The 20208-nt window shown below is 59.0% G+C and carries 19 protein-coding genes; 3 read left to right on the forward strand and 16 right to left on the reverse strand.

The genetic code is table 11. From position 1 onward, the window contains the following. Positions 1-6: 6 nt before the first annotated feature. The 6 genes from J5278_RS28180 to J5278_RS28205 form a co-directional block, all read right to left on the reverse strand. Positions 7-1629 (reverse strand): FGGY-family carbohydrate kinase, encoded by a 1623-nt coding sequence (locus J5278_RS28180; protein WP_209185635.1) that lies wholly within the window; start codon positions 1627-1629, stop codon positions 7-9. Between the two features lie 39 nt (positions 1630-1668). Next, positions 1669-2400, reverse strand: a complete 732-nt coding sequence (locus tag J5278_RS28185; RefSeq protein ID WP_209185636.1) for an SDR family oxidoreductase — start codon at positions 2398-2400, stop codon at positions 1669-1671. Between the two features lie 43 nt (positions 2401-2443). Further along, positions 2444-3430 carry an ABC transporter permease gene (locus J5278_RS28190; RefSeq protein WP_142824959.1) on the reverse strand — a complete coding sequence of 329 codons (987 nt, stop codon included), beginning with the start codon at positions 3428-3430 and terminating at the stop codon, positions 2444-2446. Further along, a complete protein-coding gene (locus tag J5278_RS28195) occupies positions 3420-4922 on the reverse strand; it encodes a sugar ABC transporter ATP-binding protein (protein ID WP_209185637.1) in 1503 nt (500 codons plus the stop codon). Before J5278_RS28195 ends, J5278_RS28190 begins: the two co-directional genes overlap by 11 nt. A 65-nt stretch (positions 4923-4987) precedes the next feature. Continuing rightward, positions 4988-5899: an ABC transporter substrate-binding protein gene (locus tag J5278_RS28200; RefSeq protein ID WP_209185638.1), complete on the reverse strand. Its 912-nt coding sequence runs from the start codon at positions 5897-5899 to the stop codon at positions 4988-4990. Positions 5900-6003: 104 nt separating this feature from the next. Beyond that, positions 6004-6888 (reverse strand): AraC family transcriptional regulator, encoded by an 885-nt coding sequence (locus J5278_RS28205; RefSeq protein WP_209185639.1) that lies wholly within the window; start codon positions 6886-6888, stop codon positions 6004-6006. A gap of 310 nt (positions 6889-7198) precedes the next feature. Here J5278_RS28205 and J5278_RS28210 point away from each other — a divergent pair, with 310 nt between their 5' ends. After that, positions 7199-7627, forward strand: a complete 429-nt coding sequence (locus tag J5278_RS28210; protein ID WP_209185640.1) for a DUF3597 domain-containing protein — start codon at positions 7199-7201, stop codon at positions 7625-7627. Positions 7628-7737: 110 nt separating this feature from the next. Here the strand turns inward: J5278_RS28210 and J5278_RS28215 are convergent, their stop codons facing one another. The 4 genes from J5278_RS28215 to J5278_RS28230 form a co-directional block, all read right to left on the reverse strand. Next, the gene (locus J5278_RS28215; RefSeq protein WP_374109222.1) at positions 7738-7971 is read right to left on the reverse strand and encodes a hypothetical protein; all 234 of its coding nucleotides are present in this window, start codon (positions 7969-7971) and stop codon (positions 7738-7740) included. A gap of 39 nt (positions 7972-8010) precedes the next feature. Next, on the reverse strand, positions 8011-8727 hold the full coding sequence (locus J5278_RS28220; RefSeq protein WP_224127988.1) for a Crp/Fnr family transcriptional regulator: 717 nt from the start codon (positions 8725-8727) through the stop codon (positions 8011-8013). Positions 8728-8836: 109 nt separating this feature from the next. After that, positions 8837-9283, reverse strand: a complete 447-nt coding sequence (locus J5278_RS28225) for a response regulator (RefSeq protein WP_142824953.1) — start codon at positions 9281-9283, stop codon at positions 8837-8839. Positions 9284-9286: 3 nt separating this feature from the next. After that, positions 9287-10381, reverse strand: coding sequence for a histidine kinase dimerization/phosphoacceptor domain -containing protein (locus J5278_RS28230; RefSeq protein ID WP_257623514.1), 1095 nt, complete (start codon positions 10379-10381; stop codon positions 9287-9289). Between the two features lie 536 nt (positions 10382-10917). Between J5278_RS28230 and J5278_RS28235 the strand changes: the two genes are divergently transcribed. Next, positions 10918-11127 (forward strand): cold-shock protein, encoded by a 210-nt coding sequence (locus J5278_RS28235; protein WP_111221169.1) that lies wholly within the window; start codon positions 10918-10920, stop codon positions 11125-11127. 87 nt (positions 11128-11214) lie between these two features. Here the strand turns inward: J5278_RS28235 and J5278_RS28240 are convergent, their stop codons facing one another. The 4 genes from J5278_RS28240 to repA all read right to left on the reverse strand — a co-directional run bounded on the left by J5278_RS28240 (position 11215) and on the right by repA (position 16967). Beyond that, the gene (locus J5278_RS28240; RefSeq protein ID WP_209185642.1) at positions 11215-13074 is read right to left on the reverse strand and encodes a DEAD/DEAH box helicase; all 1860 of its coding nucleotides are present in this window, start codon (positions 13072-13074) and stop codon (positions 11215-11217) included. A 195-nt stretch (positions 13075-13269) separates the two neighbouring features. Next, positions 13270-14559: a plasmid replication protein RepC gene (repC, locus tag J5278_RS28245; RefSeq protein WP_209185643.1), complete on the reverse strand. Its 1290-nt coding sequence runs from the start codon at positions 14557-14559 to the stop codon at positions 13270-13272. Between the two features lie 153 nt (positions 14560-14712). Continuing rightward, on the reverse strand, positions 14713-15753 hold the full coding sequence (gene repB / locus J5278_RS28250) for a plasmid partitioning protein RepB (RefSeq protein ID WP_209185644.1): 1041 nt from the start codon (positions 15751-15753) through the stop codon (positions 14713-14715). Positions 15754-15755: 2 nt separating this feature from the next. Further along, positions 15756-16967: a plasmid partitioning protein RepA gene (gene repA / locus J5278_RS28255; RefSeq protein ID WP_209185645.1), complete on the reverse strand. Its 1212-nt coding sequence runs from the start codon at positions 16965-16967 to the stop codon at positions 15756-15758. A gap of 478 nt (positions 16968-17445) precedes the next feature. Here repA and J5278_RS28260 point away from each other — a divergent pair, with 478 nt between their 5' ends. Continuing rightward, positions 17446-17628: a hypothetical protein gene (locus J5278_RS28260; protein WP_209185646.1), complete on the forward strand. Its 183-nt coding sequence runs from the start codon at positions 17446-17448 to the stop codon at positions 17626-17628. Positions 17629-17798: 170 nt separating this feature from the next. Here the strand turns inward: J5278_RS28260 and J5278_RS28265 are convergent, their stop codons facing one another. Then, positions 17799-18896, reverse strand: coding sequence for an NADH:flavin oxidoreductase/NADH oxidase (locus tag J5278_RS28265; protein WP_209185647.1), 1098 nt, complete (start codon positions 18894-18896; stop codon positions 17799-17801). Further along, positions 18893-20113: an MFS transporter gene (locus tag J5278_RS28270; protein ID WP_209185648.1), complete on the reverse strand. Its 1221-nt coding sequence runs from the start codon at positions 20111-20113 to the stop codon at positions 18893-18895. The genes J5278_RS28265 and J5278_RS28270 overlap by 4 nt, the downstream gene beginning before the upstream one ends. Positions 20114-20208 lie beyond the last annotated feature (95 nt).

Raw genomic sequence — 20208 nt, forward strand, 5'->3', positions numbered from 1 at the left:
CAAAACTTATTGGGAAAGCGGCTCGGCTTCAGTGCGGATTTTTCGGCTGACCGCCTGCAGGTCCAGGAAAGCGCGGTATCGTCTATCGTGCAGCGCGCGGATGGGCCCGGTCGCCGGCTGGCATTGCAAGGCGATGACGGACATGGCCGGCATCGCTGCCTGCAGGTCGGGATAGACGTTAGCAGCAACCGCACCCAGCATCGCCGACCCCAGCAGCACCGGCTCGGGACAAGCGGTCACCTCGATCGGCATTCCGGTTGCATCGGCCAGCATCTGGCGAATGAGAGGATGCAGCCCTGCGCCGCCCGATACCGAGATCGTCCGGATCGCCACGCCCTTGGCGGCCTGCGTATCGACGATCTGGCGCAAGCCGTAGCCAAGTCCGCAAATGCCGGCGATGTAGAGCGCAACGAGACTGTCGGAGCCCGTCTCCATGCCGAGCCCCATGATCACCGCACGGGCCTGCGGATCGGCAAATGGCGCGCGATTTCCGAGGAACTCGGGCACCACGTGCAGATGATCGGCAAGACGGACAGCCTCAGATACCACGGCTGACAAGGCGAGCGCCCGATCCGCCAGCCATTGCGGCAGGCTCTTGCCCTCGCGCGCCGCCATAGCGGTTGCCTCCGGACTGGCGGGATGCATCCTGACGAGCTGGTCTATTGCAGCGCCGGCTGCGGATTGTCCGCCTTCGTTGAGCCACATGCCGGGAACCATGGCCGAATAATAGGGGCCCCAGACGCCGGGCACGAAGGTAGGCTCTGCGGTGGTTGTCATGGTGCAGGACGACGTCCCGAACACATATCCGAGGCATAAGGTCGGGTCTTCCGCCCCTCCCCTCGCCGCTACGGTGCCTATGCCGCCGGCATGAGCGTCGATCAAGCCTGCCGCAACGGCAATGCCGGGCCGCAGGTTCATGAGTGCAGCCGCCTCGGCGGTCAGCCCCCGGCCAAGGGCAGTGCCGGGGTGAACGACGCTCCGGCCGATCCTGGCAAAGCCATCCTCGACGAGATCTTCCAGCCCGATCTGGCGGAAGAAGCTCTCGTCCCAGCGGTTGTCCTTCGCCAGGTAGGTCCATTTGCAGGTGACGGTGCAGGACGACCGGTCGAGGGCGCCGGTCATCTTCCAGGTCAGGAAGTCCGTGAGGTCGAAGAAGTTCACCGCTGAGCGGTAGATCTCGGGCAGGTTCTCGCGCAGCCAGAGCAGCTTCGGCGTCTCCATCTCCGGCGAAATCGTGCCCCCGACATAGGACAGAACCTCGTGTCCGGTGGCATTGATCCTGCTGGCCTGATCGAGGGCGCGATGGTCCATCCAGACGATGATGTCCCGCTCGGGATGGGCACTGTCCCCCACCCCGCCGCTGGCACCATCGACGACAAGCGAGCAGGTCGCATCGAAGCCGATCCCCGCCACATCGGCCGGATCGACGCCCGCCAAAGCGACAGCCTCGGAAACCGCCTCGCAGACGGCCTGCCAAACCTGTGCACTCGATTGCTCGACATGGCCGGAATCGTCTCGGAAGATCACCAGATCCCGTTTGGCATGAGCGAGCAGCAAGCCCTCGCGGTCGAACACGCCTGCCCGTGCCGAACCGGTGCCGACATCGACGCCGATCAAGAACCTCGTCATATCATTCCTCCACGCTCTGCGAACTCGCCTTCAGCCGTCTTACACCCGGTCGAAATTCGTCGGAAGGACGATCATGTCGCGGATCGTCACAGTGCGCTTGCGGGTGAGAATATATTCGACCGCATCGGCAACTTCGCTCGGGTCCATCAGGCTTCCGGATTCCTTCGCCTTGCGGAGGTTTTCTTCCGGCCAGTCGGCCAGCAGCGCCGAGACGACGGGACCGGGCGATACCTGGGCAACGCGAATGCCATGCGGAATCATCTGGCGACGCATGGTCTGGACGAAGCAGGTGATCGCCCACTTCGAGGAGGCATAGACCGGCTCCCAATAGGTCGGATAGTGGCCGGCAATCGAGCAGGTGACGACGATGTCGCCGGTGCCGCGCTCGATCATGTGCGGGGCAACGTCATGGACGTTCTTTATCACGGCGTTGACGTTGAGGTTCAGCATCTTGTCGATCGCCTCGCCAGTCGTCTCCGTCAGCTCGCCGCCGATATAGGTGCCCGCATTGCAATAAAGGATGTCGATGTGATCGACCTTCTCCAGGATTTCCGGCACCATCGCAGCGCAGCTTTCGGCATCCAGCAGGTTCGTCACCTGGGCGATAGCCTTTGCGCCGAGACGACCCGTCAGTTCCTTTAGGCTCTCCTCGTTCCAATCCACCATGACGACCCAGGCGCCGGCGGCCAGCAACTTTTCCGTGGTGGCAAGGCCAATCCCCGAAGCGGCTCCAGTGATGACGGCAATCTTTCCTTCAAGTGACTGAGACATTCGTGCTCTCCTTTATGTCCTGAATTATCAATATGGTTACGGGTCAGCGCCACTCGCGGGCGATGTAGATGGCGAGCAGGATGATAAAGCCCCGGATGATATCCTGCAGATAGGGGTTGATACCCATCAGGTTGAGGCCGTTGCTGAGGATGCCCAGCAGCACAGCGCCGATCAGGGTCCCGATGATGAGCCCGCGACCGCCTGCAATGGCGGTACCGCCGAGAACGACTGCTGCAATGGCATCCAGCTCGAAGCCGACGCCGGCATTTGGCTGGCCGGACATCAGGCGTCCGGTGAGGATCACCGCAGCCAGGCCGGCAGTCAGGCCGGAAATGGCATAGACAGCAAGCTTGACCCTGGCAGTCTTCACGCCGGATAGCTTGGCTGCCAGTTCGTTGCCGCCGATGGCGTAGACATGGCGGCCGAACGGCGTGCGCTCGAGCAGCACCCAGGCGAGTGCATAGATGACGACCGTGATGATGACAGGCACCGGGACGATGCCGACGCGGCCGACGCCGAACCAGGAAATCCAGGACGGCAAGCCCGAAATCGGATAGCCGCCGGAATAGATGAGCCCGATACCACGGGCGATCCCCATCGTCGCCAGGGTGACGATGATAGCCGGCATGCGTCCCCAAGCGACCAGCAGGCCGTTGAAAATCCCAAGCCCGATGCCGAGAACCATCCCGGCCAACAGCCCCACCCAGCCCGGCAGGCCGAAATGGACCATAAGGCCCGCAGCCATCGTTCCCGCCAGCGCCATGACCGCGCCGACGGAAAGGTCGATGCCGCCGGTGAGGATGACAAAGGTCATGCCGACCGCGAGGATCGCCACGACGGAGACCTGGCGGAATACATTCAGGATATTCGACACCGAGAAAAAGCTGTCAGACGCAAAGCCCATCAGGATGGACACGACGACCAGCCCGGCCAGCGGCAGCGCCAAAGGCGAGTGAATAAGCGATCTGAATGCGGAAATTGCTGCGCCTTTGGCGCGAGTATCGCTTTCAGCGATCCCATCATGCGACATCTTTTATCCTCCCGGTGGTAGCGTGGATCATGATCTCTTCGGCATTGATGGCTGAGCCTTCGACTGTCGCGACGATGCCGCCTGACCGAAAGACACACACCCTGTCGGACATGCCGATGACTTCCGGCAGTTCGGAGGAGATCATGATGATGGAATATCCGCGCGTGGTGAACTCGCGCATCAGCTGGTAGATTTCTGTCTTGGCGCCCACATCGATGCCGCGTGTCGGCTCGTCGAAGATCAGCACTTTCATGTTGTGATTGAGCCAACGGGCGATGACCACCTTCTGCTGATTGCCGCCGGAGAGCGTATCGACGCGCGCCATCGGCCCCTGCGCCTTGACCTGCACCTGTGCCATCGCGGAGACGGTATCCTCAAGCTCGCGACGGCGATCGATGAAGAAATGCCCGAATAGATATTTGCCGTAATTATTCAGCGAAACGTTATGGAGGATAGAGAAGCTGGTGATCAGCCCCTGTTCCTTTCTGCTTTCAGGCAGCAGCCCTATGCCGCTTGCAAGCGCCTCCGCTGGATCGGTAAACCGTCTCTCGACGCCATCGAGCGACAGCTCGCAGCGGGCGGCGCGGTGGGCACCGATCATCGCCAGCGCCGTTTCCGTCCGGCCGGAGCCGACCAGCCCGGCAAAACCGAGAATCTCGCCTGAACGCAGCTGGAAACTGGATACCGGCCCTCCCCGCGCCAATTGTACCGCCTTGACGTCGAGGACGACCAGAGGGTTTGCATTCATGACAGGTTTCGGCGGAAAGCTGTTTTCAATCCGCCGGCCGACCATCAATTCGACGAGGCGGTGCTGGTCGACCTCGCTGACATCGCAGGAGGTCACATATTCCCCATCGCGGAGCACCGTGATGCGGTCGCAGATCTCGAAAATCTCTTCGAGGTGGTGCGAGATGAAAACGATGGCGACGCCCTGCTGCCGAAGGCCCCTCATTACCCTGAAGAGATGCTCGACCTCGGATGGCGTCAGCGTTGCTGTCGGCTCGTCCAGCACCAGTATCCGGGCATTCAGCGCCAGCGCCTTGGCGATCTCGACGAACTGCTGCTCGGCAACGGAAAGAGTACGGACCGGCACGTTGAGGGGTATATCGATGCCGAGTTGAGCGAGGATTTCGGCCGCGCGCTTGCGCATGGCGCCGCGCTTCAACAGGCCGACGGAGCTACGCAGCTCGCGGGCAAGAAACATGTTATCGACAGCATCGAGATAGGGGATCAGCGAGAACTCCTGGAACACCACGCCGATACCGTTGTCGATCGCCTCGTTGTAATCGGCAAAGCGGTGACGCTCGCCATCGATGAAGATTTCCCCCTCGCTCGGTTGCAGGATGCCGCACAGCACCTTCGTCAGCGTCGACTTTCCCGCACCGTTCTCGCCGAGGAGAGCATGGATTTCACCTGCGCGAACGGTCAGGTCGACCCCGTGCAGGACCGCAATCCTGCCGAAGCTCTTCTTGATACCCTTCAATTCCAGCATCGCTCGCTCCCGCGTTTGAATGGATGGCGCGCTCCCGCGAGGTGGCAGGGGCGCGCCTACATCGATTACCAGCTGAAGCCGGCAGCATTTTCCTTGGTCACAGGCTTCACGTCGATCGGAACTTCCTTCGGCACAACGCGGGCTCCCCACTTCTGGGCGAGCGCCATGGCAAGACCGACACGCACCTGGTCACGCGGGAATTGCGCCGTCGTTTCGATGAAGGCCGTGCCGTCGGCAATCGCCTTGACCGCTTCGGGAGCGCCGTCGACGGAGGTCAGCTTGATGTCCTTGTTGGATCCCTGGATGGCCGAGAGCGCGCCCATCGCACCACCGTCGTTGACCGAAAAGATGCCCTTTAGGTTAGGATGCGACTGGATCATGTTCTCGACGACGCCGAGCGCAACCGAGCGATCCTGGCGACCGTTCTGCGTATCGACCAGCTTGATACCGCTGAATTCGGCAAGCGCCTGCTTGCAGCCCTCGACGCGCTGTAGGATCGGCACGACGGCAATGCCGTCGAGAATGGCGACTTCGCCGGTGCCATTCAGGGACTTGGCTAGGAACTGGCAGGACTGGTAGCCGGCGTCCTTGTTTTTCGAGCCGACGAAGGTGTCGACCGGGCCGTTGGCATTGGCATCGACGGCGACGACGATGACGTTCGCATCCTTTGCCATCTTGACGGCGGATTCGACACCGGCGGAATCCGTGGGGTTGATCAGCAGGATGTCGATCTTCTGCTGCAACATGTCCTCGATATCGGAAATCTGCTTGGCGACGTCATGGTTGGCATCGGTGACGACAACGTCGGCGCCAATGCTTTTCGCGGCTTCCTTGAGAGCCTCCTGCATTGACACGAAGTAGGGGTTGTTCAACTCCTGAAACGTCATGCCGATCTTGAGCTTGGCGTCCTGCGCCATGGCTGGCGCGGTGGCCATTGCCAAGGTCGCAATCGATAGCGCGATCAAAGTCTTCTTCATCTCGGTCTTCCTCCCTTAGATGACGACAGGCAAAGCCTGTCCCTTTCCGGAAGGCACCATGCCTTCCGAATGCAAACCCCTTCCGGGGTATCGGGTTTTCGCTGTTACTCCGCCGCCATCAGCTCTCCGTTGGCAGCAAACGTCGTGCGGAATTGCGATGGCGACATTCCCTTCTGCTTGAGGAAATGCCGGTTGAAATTGGATATGTTCGAGAAGCCGATCTCGAAGCAGACCTCGGCGACCTTCACCTCCGGCTGCGTCAGCAGCATCAGGCAGGCGAGATCCACGCGCAGCTGGTTTTTGTAGCGCACCAGCGTCGTGCCGGTGTGGCGTTTGAAAGCGCGCGAAAAAGAACTGGGGCTCTGTCCGACGAGATCGGCCAGTTCGCGCTCGTCGATGTCGTCCGTCAAGTGGTCCCGCAGATGGGCGATGGCGCGGTTTATGCCACAGTCGTTGATGCTTGGGAGGTCGAGTTCATAGCTCAGGCTGGCAAGCACTTCCGGTTCGGGGGCACGGGCGAGGATGTCGAGGATCTCCCAGAACAGCGCCAGCCGCTTCATACCCTGCGCTTCGATCAGTTGCTCCATCAACGGCTGTACTTCCACGCCGGCAGCCGGATCGAACAGCAGTCCGCGACTGCTGCGTTTCAGGAGCGGTCCGAGCGCCTCCATCTCTGGCAAACTGGCAATGCAATCCTGAATTAGTTTTTCGGGAAACTGGATAACCAGATTGCGCGTTGGGACGATCTCGCCCGCTGCGATCTCGGAAATCCAGTTCTGGGGAAGATTGGGGCCGGTCATGATCAACTGGCCAGGCTCGAACCGCCCGATGTGGTCGCCGATGTAAAATTGCCCGGACGTCGCAACGACCAGATGGATCTCGTATTCGGGGTGATAATGCCAGCGCACCGTGCGAAACGGGTATCCGTGCTTCCACGCGGCAAAGGACTCGCCCTTGCGGATGTGAACCAGTTCGAGATCCGGCTGCATGTTTACTCCTCCCACTCACGCCTTCCAGTTTCCTGGCAAAATCTGCAAACCTCCAATTTCGCAGATCCAACGCTTGCCACAACGATATCCCTCATTTGCCGGGGCCTCTACCTCAGCGCAGATCTATTAAAGATACTTTTTTGACGCCTTGATGTGGTTGAGTGCCCAATCTGCATTGATCATCTACCAATCACGACACCAGAGCTTCACCATCTGCGATGACCATATCTCCTAGCCGGCGCTCTTCATCACGGAACGGTGAGGACCCTCTTGCGTTGTGGATGTGCAAGCAAACAACGGAGGATATCCCATGAGCATTTTCGACCGCATCAAGAACGCCATTTTCGGCCAGGCGCAGGCTGCAGGCACAACACAGGCATCGACTGCCAGCACGACCGCGGCGGCAACCCCGGTTTCAAATCCCGCCCCCAGCGCCGCCACACCGGCACCATCCGCGCCATCGGCATCCATCCCCGCACAGTCCGTTGACGTCGCCCCGATCCTCGATACCGCTGTTCAGAAGTCCGGCCAGAAGCTTGACTGGAAACACTCCATCGTCGACCTTATGAAGGCACTCGGCATGGACGCCAGCCTTGAAGAACGCAAGGAGCTCGCAGCTGAACTCCATTACCAGGGAGACGTCCATGACAGCGCCAAGATGAATACTTTCTTGCACAAGGCTTTGCTGCAGAAACTGTCTGAGAATGGCGGCAAGGTCCCAGCCGAACTGCTCGACTAATCCAGAAGCGTGCAACAAAAACAGACGCCCTTCGGATTCGGGGGGCGTTTTTTTGTGCTGGTAGCTTGTAAGGAGAATGCGCGGCGGGCCGTGGCGTTAGCTCGGAGGCTCTAAATGCCGACGGATGACCGGAGATTGACGGTTGCGAGGACCCGGCCGGTGCCGTCCGCCACTTCCAGAATTCTGTCGCCAATGCATTTGCCGGCCAGAATGCGCTCGACGACAAGGGCACGCGCTGAAAGTGCAGCCTCCAGTTCTGCTGCATGCAGATCCGGTAGCTCGGAGCCATCCGGATCCTCGATCACTATGTCGCCTTCCCGGATATGAAAGTAAAATCTCGCCATACAGGACAAAACTGTATCGGACGAATTGGTTCCGGATAGCTATCTCATGCTTCCGATAAGCCGCTCGAATTCCGCTTCGGCAACTCCATACGCATCGCCCGCGAAAGCCTGCAGCCCATCCCGGTCTCTGATTGTGACCAAGCCGCGCGTGTTCGAAATGAAATGCTCGCCTTCAAGCACGTGCAGCGAGTCCGTTACGCTCTGGCGTCTGACGTTCATCATGGAAGACAGGAAGTCGTGCGTCAGGGGCAAGGCAGCTCCCTCTGACCTGTCATGGACCATCAGCAGCCAGCGCGAAAGCCGCTTCTCGACAGAGTGAGTGGCATTGGAAAGCGACGTATAGGCTGTCTGGACGAACAACGTCTGGGCATAGCGGCTGAGAGTTCGTCGGAGAGAGCGGCTCTCTGCCAACAGGTCAAACAGGATTTCGTTTTTGATGCTGTGCCCGTGGCCTTCCACTTGCATGAACACCTTGAACGGCGCTTGGGTGTCTTCGAACAGGCTGTTCGGCGGTGACATGCCCTCGCGACCGAAAATGGCAACTTCGACTTCGCTGCCAGCCGGCGAAATACCTATGATCGACCCGATGCCCGTTTCCGGAAAATAGCTGTAATCGGCCGGGACATGCGGCTCGGCCATCACCAGAAGTCGCGGCAGCGTGACCGGTATCAGGTGCGGAACCAGCAATTCCCTATCTCGACTGTCCAGATGATTTATCAGGCGGTTGAGCATGTTTGCCGTGCTTGGTGATGTCATAAACGCAAGCTAACGGCGCTCTCTCCGCAACGCAAGGCAATATGCGCTTGTCCCGTAGGTACGCACTGCTGCAGCGCTGTCGTTGTTGTGCAAGACCTCAGCTCTGTTCTCACCACGTGGAAGCAAGGTGGGGAGACGCAAGGAAGCTGCCCGGAAGGGCGGCATTGGGCGGCGGTCTGCAGACGCTTTCCTGGAGATACCACAGAGCGTTCATAAAGCCGTGACGGGAGAATGGCTTCGGGATGACACCATGGGCTCCCGCGAAATCGTCCGGTATCTTGTTGGGATTCGCCGTCACAAAAATGATGATCGTGTGGGACCAGCGCTTCTGGATATGCGCGCACACATCCAGCCCTGTCGTGTTGCGGGCGAGTTGCATGTCGACGAAGGCAATGTCTGGGGCCTTAGGGGGCTCCAGTTCCTCCACCTCGTAGAGCGATGCCGCCTCGCCTATGACGGTATGCCCAGCATCCTCGACCATCATTCCCACATCCATGGCAAGGAGGGCTTCATCTTCGACGATCAGGACACTCAAGGGCGGCTTGGGGCGTTCCATCGATTAATTCCCGTTCTGCAGAGACAGCGTCACGCGGGTGCCGGCCGATAGCGTCGACCAGTCGACCGTCGCGTCCGTCTGTCTGGCAAGTCTGTTAATAAGGGTACGACCCAAACCTGTCGGCGGCTCACTCGGCATGCCTATACCGTCGTCTTCGACAGTAATCGTCGCCCTGCTTCCCTCGGAGCGGCCGGTAACCGCAATCGTCCCTGCCCGGCCATCGCGAAGGCCGTGCTTGATGGCGTTGGTGAGAATCTCGTTCAGAACCAGGCCGAGGGAGGATGCCTTGCCGGCCGGCACGAGAATGGGGTCAACATCGCATTTCAGCACAATGTCCCCTCTCCCGCTCGACCCGATGACATCCTCCGCCAGTTTCGTGGCGAATTCGCCGATGTCGAACTTTGTCACGTCGCCGGACTGGTAGAGGGTCCGGTGCACCGTCGCCAGCGCATCGATCCGCTCCATCATCGCTTCCAGCTTCGACGTAATGACCGGGTCGCCGATCGTCCGCGCCTGAAGCCTCAGCAATGAGCCAATCATCGTCAGGTTGTTCTTGACGCGGTGATCTACCTCGTGAAGCAACACCGTCTTTGCCTCGAGAGCCGCTTCGAGTTCAGCAGTCCGTCGCTCGACTTCCTTTTCAACCAAAGCCGCCTGTTCGAGGACCGTCCGGCTGAAAGCCACGTGCTTGGTCACATCAAGCTGCGAGGCAAAGAAAAACTGAATTTCGCCGAGGTCGTTACGCACGGGGCTGAGATACAGAGCGTTCCAGAATGTCGATCCATCTTTTCGATAATTAAGCAATTCGACGGAGACGCTTTCTCCGCTGGCGATTGCAGAACGAATTTTTGAAACCGCAGAACGGTCTGTCTCCGGACCCTGGAGGAAACGGCAGTTCCGACCTAGCACCTCGTGCTGCGCGTAGCCGGTCAGTGCCTGGAACGCCTCGTTGCAAAAGACGATCGGGTTGTCGGGCTGAGACGGGTCGGTGATGACCATCGGCATCCTCGTCGCGCGCACTGCTGCGGCGAAGGGGTCTCCCCTGCCATGCGCGTAGTTGAGTCTGTCGGTCAGGTGCCAGTCGTCGCGCTGCTCCACAGTAACTCCACACATCAATTTAATTTCACGAGCCGATAAACGTCTCCAAGCTTCAGTTGGTTCCTGGCAAATAAGGCGCGTGAAGGTAGTGGATAGAAAGAAGGGAATCGACGAATCCGACAGCTGGTGCCATCGATCTCAAAGCGGGCTTAGGTTTTAGCGGTCTCGCACACTGCTATATCTTTGTAAAAGCGATATTTTCTTCTGTATACGAACCTAGCAAGTAAATTACTTCCGTAACAGTTGGTTAACCATAAATGGGGAAGGGCCCCTGTGGTTGTACGCTGAACTTTTCCGAGCTCACAATACCTTTGAGCTCGAACTCCGCCCTACCGTCGATATGTTTCAATCCGGGACTAAGCAACAGGCGTCCCATATCGACGGTGCAAATTGCCATCTTGCAACCGCATTTCGACGCCCTACCTCTACAAATGGTCTATTGCAAGCGCGCTGATGCAACGTCATGGCGCTTCAATATTGGTCACAACGCCGCTTCTAAACGGCACATGGAAAACAAGACTAGAAGGAACTACGAAATGGCTTCCGGCACTGTGAAATGGTTTAACAGCACCAAGGGTTTTGGCTTCATCGAGCCTGACAACGGCGGCGCAGACGTCTTCGTGCATATTAGCGCTGTCGAGCGCTCGGGCCTCGGAACATTGAAGGATGGCCAGAAGGTCAGCTTCGAAATCGTCCAGGACAAGCGGTCCGGGAAATCTTCTGCCGAACAGCTTCAGGCTCTCTAAGAATTGCGGACCTGACGGCCACGCAAAAAAGAAGGCCGGAAACCCGGCCTTCAGCTTACTCGAAATATTTGAAAATCAGCGCCGCTTTTACGTGGTTTTCTGGAACTTCGGCTTACCGCCAGCTGGCCTCGCGCCATCGCGTGCAAAATCAGGCTTCTTGCTCCAAGGCTTCTTTTCACCCGGTGCTGCCGGTGCACCTTCAGACCTGCGCTCGAACTTCGCTGCAGGCTTGGCGTCCGTCCGCGGACGGTTGTTCTTTTCCGCAAAACTGCGCTTCGGGCCATCGTGGCTCTGGCGTCCGGTTTCAGGCGCACTGTCGAGAGCCTTGACGCGGATACCCTTCTCCAGTGTCTTGTTCGGTCCGATCGCAGCAAGGAAACGCTCTGCCGCCTCGCCCGAAAACTCCACGAACGTTTCGTCAGGCTGCATCCTGATCGCGCCGATATCGCGCTTCGTCAGGTCGCCGTAACGGCAGATCATCGGAATCAACCAGCGTGGTTCTGCACTCTGCTTGCGCCCAACCGATAGCGAAACCCATTTGCCATCGGTGAAGTCGGCGCGCGTCTCGGCAGGATGGTCGTCACGGGGCGCAGAAAACTCATCGCGGCGTGGCTTCTTGCGGTCGTCAGGGACCGCAACATCGAGCAGATCTTCAGGCGCGGAGTGTGCAGAGCGATATTGGCGCAGGAACGCAGCAGCCACCTGCTCGGCGCTGTGCTGCTCCAGCAGCTTCTTGACGAAATCAATCTCGTCTTCGCGAACGGCTTCGGTGAACAAGGGATCGGCGAGCAAACGTTCATCGTCACGGCGCGTAACATCGTCGGCCGACGGTGGCTTTGCCCATGTCGCATTAATACGCGCAGCCTCGAGCAGACGCTCTGCCTTGCGACGACCGCTGGTGGGCACGATCATGGCGCTAACGCCCTGGCGACCCGCACGGCCTGTGCGACCGCTGCGGTGCAGCAGCGTTTCCGGATTGGTCGGCAGATCCGCATGGATGACGAGGTCGAGACCGGGCAAATCGATACCACGAGCGGCGACGTCGGTGGCGATACAAACGCGGGCGCGCCCGTCACGCATAGCCTGCAGCGCGTGAGTGCGCTCGCTCTGGCTGAGTTCGCCGGAAAGGGCAACGACCGAGAAACCACGGTTGTTGAAACGGGCTGTCAAATGGTTGACGGCTGCGCGCGTCGAGCAAAATACGATGGCATTCGGCGCCTCGTAGAAGCGCAGGACATTGATGATCGCATTTTCGCGGTCGCTTCCGGCGACGGTCAGGGCGCGATACTCGATATCGACATGTTGCTTCGTCTCAGCGGCGGTGCTGATACGCACTGCATCACGCTGGTAGCTTTTGGCAAGCGCCGCGATCGAGCGCGGCACGGTGGCCGAAAACATCAGCGTGCGTCGCTCGGCTGGCGAATTCTCGAGGATAAACTCAAGATCTTCGCGGAAGCCGAGATCGAGCATTTCATCGGCCTCGTCGAGGACAACAGCCTGCAGCTCGGAAATGTCCAGCGAGTTACGGCGAATATGGTCGCAAAGGCGGCCAGGTGTACCGATGACGATATGAACGCCACGATCGAGCGTACGTCGCTCTGTTCGCATATCCATGCCGCCGACGCAGGAAGCAATCGTGGCACCGGTCAGTTCGAACAGCCATTCGAGTTCGCGCTGCACCTGCAGAGCCAATTCGCGGGTCGGAGCGATCGCCAGCGCCAGCGGACGACCAGCCTGGCCGAAGCGTTCACCCTTGCCAAGCAACGTCGTGGCAAGAGCGAGGCCAAATGCCACGGTCTTGCCCGAGCCTGTCTGCGCGGAAACGAGAACGTCCGAATTGCCGAGCTTGGGATCAAGCATCGCCTTTTGCACGGGGGTGAGCGCTTCGTAACCGCGTTTGGTCAACGCCTGCGCAATCGGAGGAACGATGCCTTCGAATTCAGTCATATCTGGTCTTTCGGAATTCGGTGTTCGCGCCGGCAGAAAAAAACCCGGAAGGCGCAGATCGCCGCGGCCAGCACGTCGCAGGCCTCTTCATGAGCCCGGCATATACGTGGTCTCCGTTCAAAAGTACAGAGCAGTCCGCCATATACCGGCATGCTATCCACGTGAAGCTTAACGGTGCAGGCGGGGCGAAGGCAATCATGCTGACCTCCTGTCTTCTGCGCCATGGCTACGAGCCAGCGCCAAGAGCATTGGCCCAATGGCAAATTCCCCTCGTTCCGCCCTTCTGGTCAAGTCGCGCAGATAGCCGCCGGCCGAGTTGATTTGACCGGATCTTTCCAGCAGGCAGGCCATGACAGTTGCCGCATTCTCCGGTCCCATGACCTGGCAGGCCTCCTCATAGGCGCTGGCACTGACGCCGAGCATCGATCGGACCACAACGCCGGCCGTCAGCATGTCGCGCCAACTCGAGATCGTTCCTCCCGGGCCATACATCGCAATCTCGGGGCAAGCCCGAAGCACCAGGCCGAGCGGAAAGGACTTCAAACCGCCCAGATCCGTAAATTGCCTGCCGCCGCTCTCCACCGGTTGGCTGCTATTATCCCGCTGGTCTTGTGTAACAGGCACAAGGCTTAGCTTTTGCTCTGCCCCCTCAGCGTCGGCCTGCTTTATTTCTAAAGCTGGTTCAAGTTCAGTGTTAGATTCGGATTTTGAATTTTGTATGTGCTGCTCGTTTCGGGACTCATTGCCGCTTTGTTTTTGTGTTTTCAGGCATGTTTCCAGTAGGTTGACGACCTCATCACGCAACATGCTCATCTCTTCCAGAATCGGTTCGATGTCTGCTGCCGTCGGCAGTCGAGGAATCCGCGTCACCAAGCGTCGAAAGTGCTCGTGTATGCTTGCCCAATCGCCAGGTGCGCCCTCCTCCATGGCCGTCTCGATCAGTTTGCCGACATCGCGTCGGCACAATGTGAGCTTTTCTCGCGTGACACGGAGAAATTGACGTTCGGCGACCACTTCAGCCGCCAGCACATTGATTTCTTCAGCCCGGGAGATCAGCGGAGCAATACTGAAACCAAAAGCCTGCGCAACTTCACCATCGCCGCCCCTGCGGACGTAGCGCTTGCCGTTCGGGCTATCCCGGCGGATAAGCAGGCCTGTCTCTACGAGAGCGGCAAGGTGTCTGCGCAATGTCGCAGGCGCTATACCGTGGGCACGCAAGGCCAATTGCTCATTGGAAGGGAAGACCACCAGTCCGTTGGCTGCCGAAAGCAAGTTACCGGGGTAGAAACTCAATAATGCGTTCAAAACAGCCAGCGCGCGATCGCTGACCCCGAGCATCTGCCGCGCTTCGCACAGCGCTCGAAATAACTTCCATTTGTCGACCGAGGCGTCAGCGTCGATCTCACTCGCGTCGTACTGGCTTGCCAGCATGCCAAGCGTCATCGAACGCCCACCAAAGGGCGTCGATATATGTCCGGTCTGCATCGTCCTTCACCTTTTTCAAGGCAAAAGAAATCCGCTCACCCAATTTGGTGCCAAAGACTCTTGACTAAGATTCGTGGAAATGTGATTCTCTAAGCGCCAACTACGAGAAGGGCTTCCACGACGGCAACGTTTGGGGGCCTTTTTCTTTTGCGTTTAGTCTCCTGCTTCCAACTTGGTCTCTTCCTGAAAGGCCTGGTAAAGCCGATCAAGATTTTTGGTGATATAAGCGCCAAAGGCCGGACCGTTCTCCGCCTTCAAGGCAATCGTATACTTCTTGCCACCAGCCTTGATTTCCGCTTTTGCAGCACCGCTTTGCTCGCGCCACTCCGAAACAGGTTTCACGACGGTCGCAGACCTCGCCTCTCCCCGTCCTGCAAGAAATGCGCTCAACAAATCAAAGCGGTCGTCTGCTACGGCACCAAGAAATTCCGGACGCGTGATAAATTCACCCGCTCGCATGACATTCTCGGGCGTGTCGAAACGCGTCGCCAGGTCATGCCAACGGTCGCGGCCAACAGCCAAGGCCGGTCCAATTGCATCAACAACCGCGGTGGGGATGCGGTTGATGACCGACAACATCTTCGAAACCGTAGTCTTGTCGGCGCTGAGCGCGGCCATGATCGTTTCGCGGTCAAAGGCTCGCTTCTCCAGCCGACCTGCAAACATGGCGCGTTCGATAAAGGACAAATCTGCCCGGGCGCTGTTTTCTTGGCCCTGCGCGATGACATGATCGCGATCGTCCAGCTTCTTGACGACAGCCCGGACAGGGCGGCCCAGTGTCTTTGCGGCGCGAGCACGGCGATGGCCAAAGGCTATCTGGTATCTGCCGTCTCGGGATGGGTGAGGACGCACGAGAATCGGTGAATCCTGGCCGCGTAGACGTATTGCTTCGACCAGTTCGTCGAATTTGGCATCCAACTGCACGAGGCGGTCGGACACGAAGGAGTCCTCGATCATATCCGGATCAAGCTCGATGACCACCTCGCCGGCCGTGAGCTTTGCCTCGATCGCCTTGGCCGCATCGGCTTTGGCTGCAAGCGCGTCGATACTGCGTGTCACTGCGCCAAGTGCCCCAACGCCCTTGTAGCCGCTCGTCTGGCGCTCAGGCACGGAGGTCTGTTGACTGGAGTTTACCGCAGTAAACTTTGCCTCGGGTTCGGAAATCAATCCGGAAAGGACGTTCTTCCTGGCCATAATCAGCGACCCCATGCTTTGTGGACCAGCGCGGCGATCTCAGCATTCACAGCCTCCATCGATTCCAACGCACGGTCGTATGTGGTGCGCGTGAACTGGCTGCGATCTACTTCGTAGAGGGTCTGGTTGGTAAGCGCAGCATCGGAGATCGCAACGCTTCGCAGCATGGGGTTGGTGAGGACGTGCTGCTTGAACATCGATCTCATGAACGCCACCATCTGCGTTTGCGGTCCATCGGTCGGATCGTAGCGCGTCACGAGATAGCGCATCCAGTCGAGGTTCATATCGGCGCCCGCACCCTTCAAGGTGTTCAGGATTTCCCCGAGCATCTGCAGGAATTGGCACATGGACATCACATCGAGCATCTGCGGATGTACCGTGATGAGCACCGCCGTGGCGGCGCAAATCGCGCTCATTGTCAGAAATCCAAGCTGGGGAGGGCAGTCGATAACGATGACGTCGTAATCGTCGGATACAGATGACAAGGCCTCGTCCAGCCGTGCGAAAAAGATGCGCCCGTAGTCGTTGCCCTGCCCCTGCGCCAGGATACGCGGTGTATCGTGCTCGAACTCCATAAGTTCGAGGTTGCCCGGCACGATGTCGAGACCCGGAAAATTGGTTTTCCGCACGACTTCCCTAAGCGGTCTCCGACGCTCGTCATAACGGATCGCAGCATAAAGCGTCTCGTTCTCATCGAGATCAAATTCGGGCTGGAAGCCGTGGATCGCCGAAAGGCTGGCCTGCGGATCGAGATCGGCGGCCAGAACGCGATGCCCGGTCAAAGCCAGATGCTGGGCGAGGTGGGCCGCCGTGGTTGTCTTGCCCGACCCGCCTTTGAAATTCACGACCGCAATGACCTGCAGATGGTCCTTGGCGCGGCGATGCGGTACGTAGTGCTGGCCGGCGCGACCATTCTGCTCCAGATACTGACGCATCTCCAGCAATTGCTCCGCCGTGTAGGAGCGACGGCCTGATGGTGTAACCTGCGGCAGCGGCCCCTTTGATTCGAGCGACAGGTTACGCAGATGGCCACTGGTGACGCCAAGAAAATGCGCGGCTTCGCTGAGATGAAACTGCCTGAGCGTCTTCTGCGCGGTCGGCGGAAACATCTCGAGCCGGTGCTGCTTCAGCTTGTCGGACAGCTCTCGGGCTTGGCCGATGATAAGCTGGTCGACCTCCGAAATAGGCTTTCCGAGCGTTGCTGCCATATTCATCTAATTTTCTCGCAAATGCGTTTTGTAAGCTACTTGGCTTCTCAAAGCGCATTTGAGACCGATTCTCACTGGCGGGCAAGGGCTTTATCGTTAACGATGGCTCTGGACACATATGACCGGTGGAGAAGTTTACCGCAGTAAACATGTCGTCCCGCTTATCAAGCGATGGTTCCTGAACGCGCCAAGTGCGAATTCTTAGGATTTCCTGCTCTCTTTTAATGATCACCGTCTCTAAATCTTTATCATGTGAGCCCAGCTAACCGATATAGCGAGCAGACCTGCGCCCGCGTTTGAAATACCGGCCCCTAAAGAAAACAACAATCCAGACGCGAGTGTCCGCCAACGGACGATCCTGAAAAGCGATGAAACCTTCCGCGGACCTTCGCATTGAACGAAGGTCGCCTTATCAATGGCGAGTGCATCCGCGCGCTTGACCGCAATGGGGCTGGCACGTTGCGACCGACCCACGGAGGATTCAATGGAAGAGCAGAAAAAACGCAGACTTCAGCTTTCAAAAGAGCAGAAAAGAGTGCTTGCGGACGCTGCAACTGAGGCAGCATTCGCAGACAATGAACAGCGTCGGAAAGCGCGCGAAGAAAAAACGGCCCGGCTGCGCGCCCTGCGCTTGGCGAACGAGGCCAAAGTCAGCGAAAGAGCCTGACCCATAAGAGGCTGTCTCGACAGCACTGTGAAAAATTCAAGCTAGCCTGTGGACTGCAGCGATCAGATATCGCGAAAAGCCTCAACGTGGCACAGAGTACAGGCTAGCGCTTTCACCCCAACAAAGTCCGAGCCACTTGGCCCGGACCTCCAGCTTCAAACCGACATCAATCAACCCTGACGAAATAATTTAGATTTCCCATGCGGAGCAGCGCGCAGGTACGAGGGCGGAACCTCGATGGTCGCACCGAGCTCCGCCGCAGCATGCCATCCCCAGCGTGGATCGTAGAGCATCGCGCGTGCGAGTGCCACGAAGTCAGCCTTACCGCTCGAGACGATCTCCTCCGCCTGTTTGGCCTCGGTGATCAGACCAACCGCGATAGTCGTAACGCCTGTTGCTTGCTTGATCTCGTCGGCGAAGGGCACCTGGTAGCCCGGTCCTGCAGTGATCTGCTGCAACGGCGAGACGCCGGCCGAGGACACATCGATCCAATCAACCCCGCGCTTTTGCAGTTCATTGACGAACGCAATGCTCTGAGCGACATCCCATCCACCCTCGACCCAATCCGTTGCGGAAATCCGCACGCCAACGGCCTTGTCCGACGGGAACGCCGCGCGGACAGCGTCGAACACTTCGAGCGGAAAGCGCATGCGGTTTTCGAGAGACCCGCCGTACTCGTCCGTCCGCTGGTTGGAGAGGGGCGACAGAAATTGATGCAGGAGATAGCCGTGGGCGGCATGTAGCTCGACACCATCCAGCCGAAGTCTTGCTGCCCGTGCAGCAGTCGCTGCGAAAGCATCGCGAACTCGCGCCAATCCGGCAGCATCGAGAGCGGTCGGCGCGCGCTCGCCATCCTTGTGAGGAAGAGGGGAGGGGGCAAAGTTCTCCCAGCCACCTTCAGCAAGCGGTATGAGTTCGCCACCTTCCCAAGGCAAATGGCTGGACGCCTTGCGGCCGGCATGACCCAATTGCATGACGATAGCCGTCTTTGAGACGAGACGAATAGCATCGATCACCGGTTTCAGAGCGGCTTCCGTTTCGTCGTTCCACAGGCCGAGGTCGCCGGGCGTGATACGGCCGGCTGCTTCCACGGCTGTCGCTTCCAGAAACAGCATGCTTGCGCCCGAAAGCGCCAACCCGCCGAGGTGTACTTCGTGCCAGGCGGTGGCCTTGCCGTTGTCGGCGACATACTGGCACATCGGCGAAACGACGATCCGGTTGGGCAGGGTCAGATTGCGGAGTTCAAAAGGTGAGAAAAGGGTGCTCATGGACGGTTTCCAATCACGTGTCGGGAGGAGGGGGTAGGGGAGGCGTAGAGGACAGCAAGCAACATGGCGCACAATGACAGGCCGGCAATGATAGCCGATCCCACATCGACGGCGAAATTCAAGCCGTAGAGTGTGGCAATCTTCCCGAGCAGGAGTGCTGCCAGCCCCTGCGCGAGATAGGCAACCAGGAACAGAGCCGACAAGGTGCCGCCGCGATGATGGGGCGGCGCATTGGCATTCAACAGCCCGAGCCCGCCGGAAAACAGAAGGCTGTAGGAAATGCCGCCGAACACAAGCGCCGTTGCAAACAGACTAAGCGAATGTTGGCTGGCGGAGAAGGCAAGGAGGCCAACTGCAGTCAGCGAAGAGAGACCTCCGATAAGGATTGTGGCAGATGACCTGAGGCCTCTGGCGGGAATAGCAACCACGCCACCGACGAAGGCGAACAGGGCAATGGTCGCGCCGTTGACCATGGCATTCGGCGAACCGATGACGTCATGAGCGATCTGTGCCCCGAGTGACAGGATGATGGTGCCCATTGCATAGGACGCGGTGACCGCGATCGTCGATGTCGCGAAGATCTTGCGCAGGCCGCGCGGGATGACGATGGCCTTGAACCGCCAGGGGCCGGAGGCCTCCGTGCTGAGATGGCGGGGAAGAAACCAGGTCGCCGCAAATATGCCGGCAAGAACCACGAGAAGCACGATGAAATTCAGCCGCGTCGGAAACGGTGCATACTGGATAAGTGCGCCGCCCACCAGCGCTGCGCATATCAGGCCGGTGACCTGGGCGAGCGTAGTAATGGCGCTGGCTTTTTGACCTTGACCCGGTGCACTGAATTCCACGAGTGCGGCAGCCGACGGCCCGGCAGAAAGTCCGACCCCGACGCCCATAAAAGCGCGTCCGACCAGCACCCACCAGACATCCGGCGCCACCGCGAACAGCAACACGCCGATCAGCGAAGCGGCCAACCCGAACAACATCGTCTTGCGACGACCGACATAATCGGAAATATCGCCGAAACCCACAAGGACCAGGACCACCACGATGGGATAGATCGCGAAGATTGCCGTTGTGGCAAACGGCGTCAGGCCCCACTCCCTGGCATAGAGCGGGTAGGTCATGGCCGGTGCAGCACTGGTCCACAGCGTGTGGGCAACGACTGCAGCGGCCGTCCAGAAGCTCGCCCGGCGACTGAAAGTGAAGCGATTGAGCATGTCTAATCCCTGTCGATACTGCGAAACCCAAGACAGGGCATCAGAAGAGCATGGTGGAGCCGCCATATGACGGCTTATCGATTGTCGAATCGAAT

The sequence above is a fragment of the Rhizobium sp. B21/90 genome (genome assembly GCF_019355815.1).
Taxonomy (GTDB): Bacteria; Pseudomonadota; Alphaproteobacteria; order Rhizobiales; family Rhizobiaceae; genus Rhizobium; species Rhizobium rhododendri.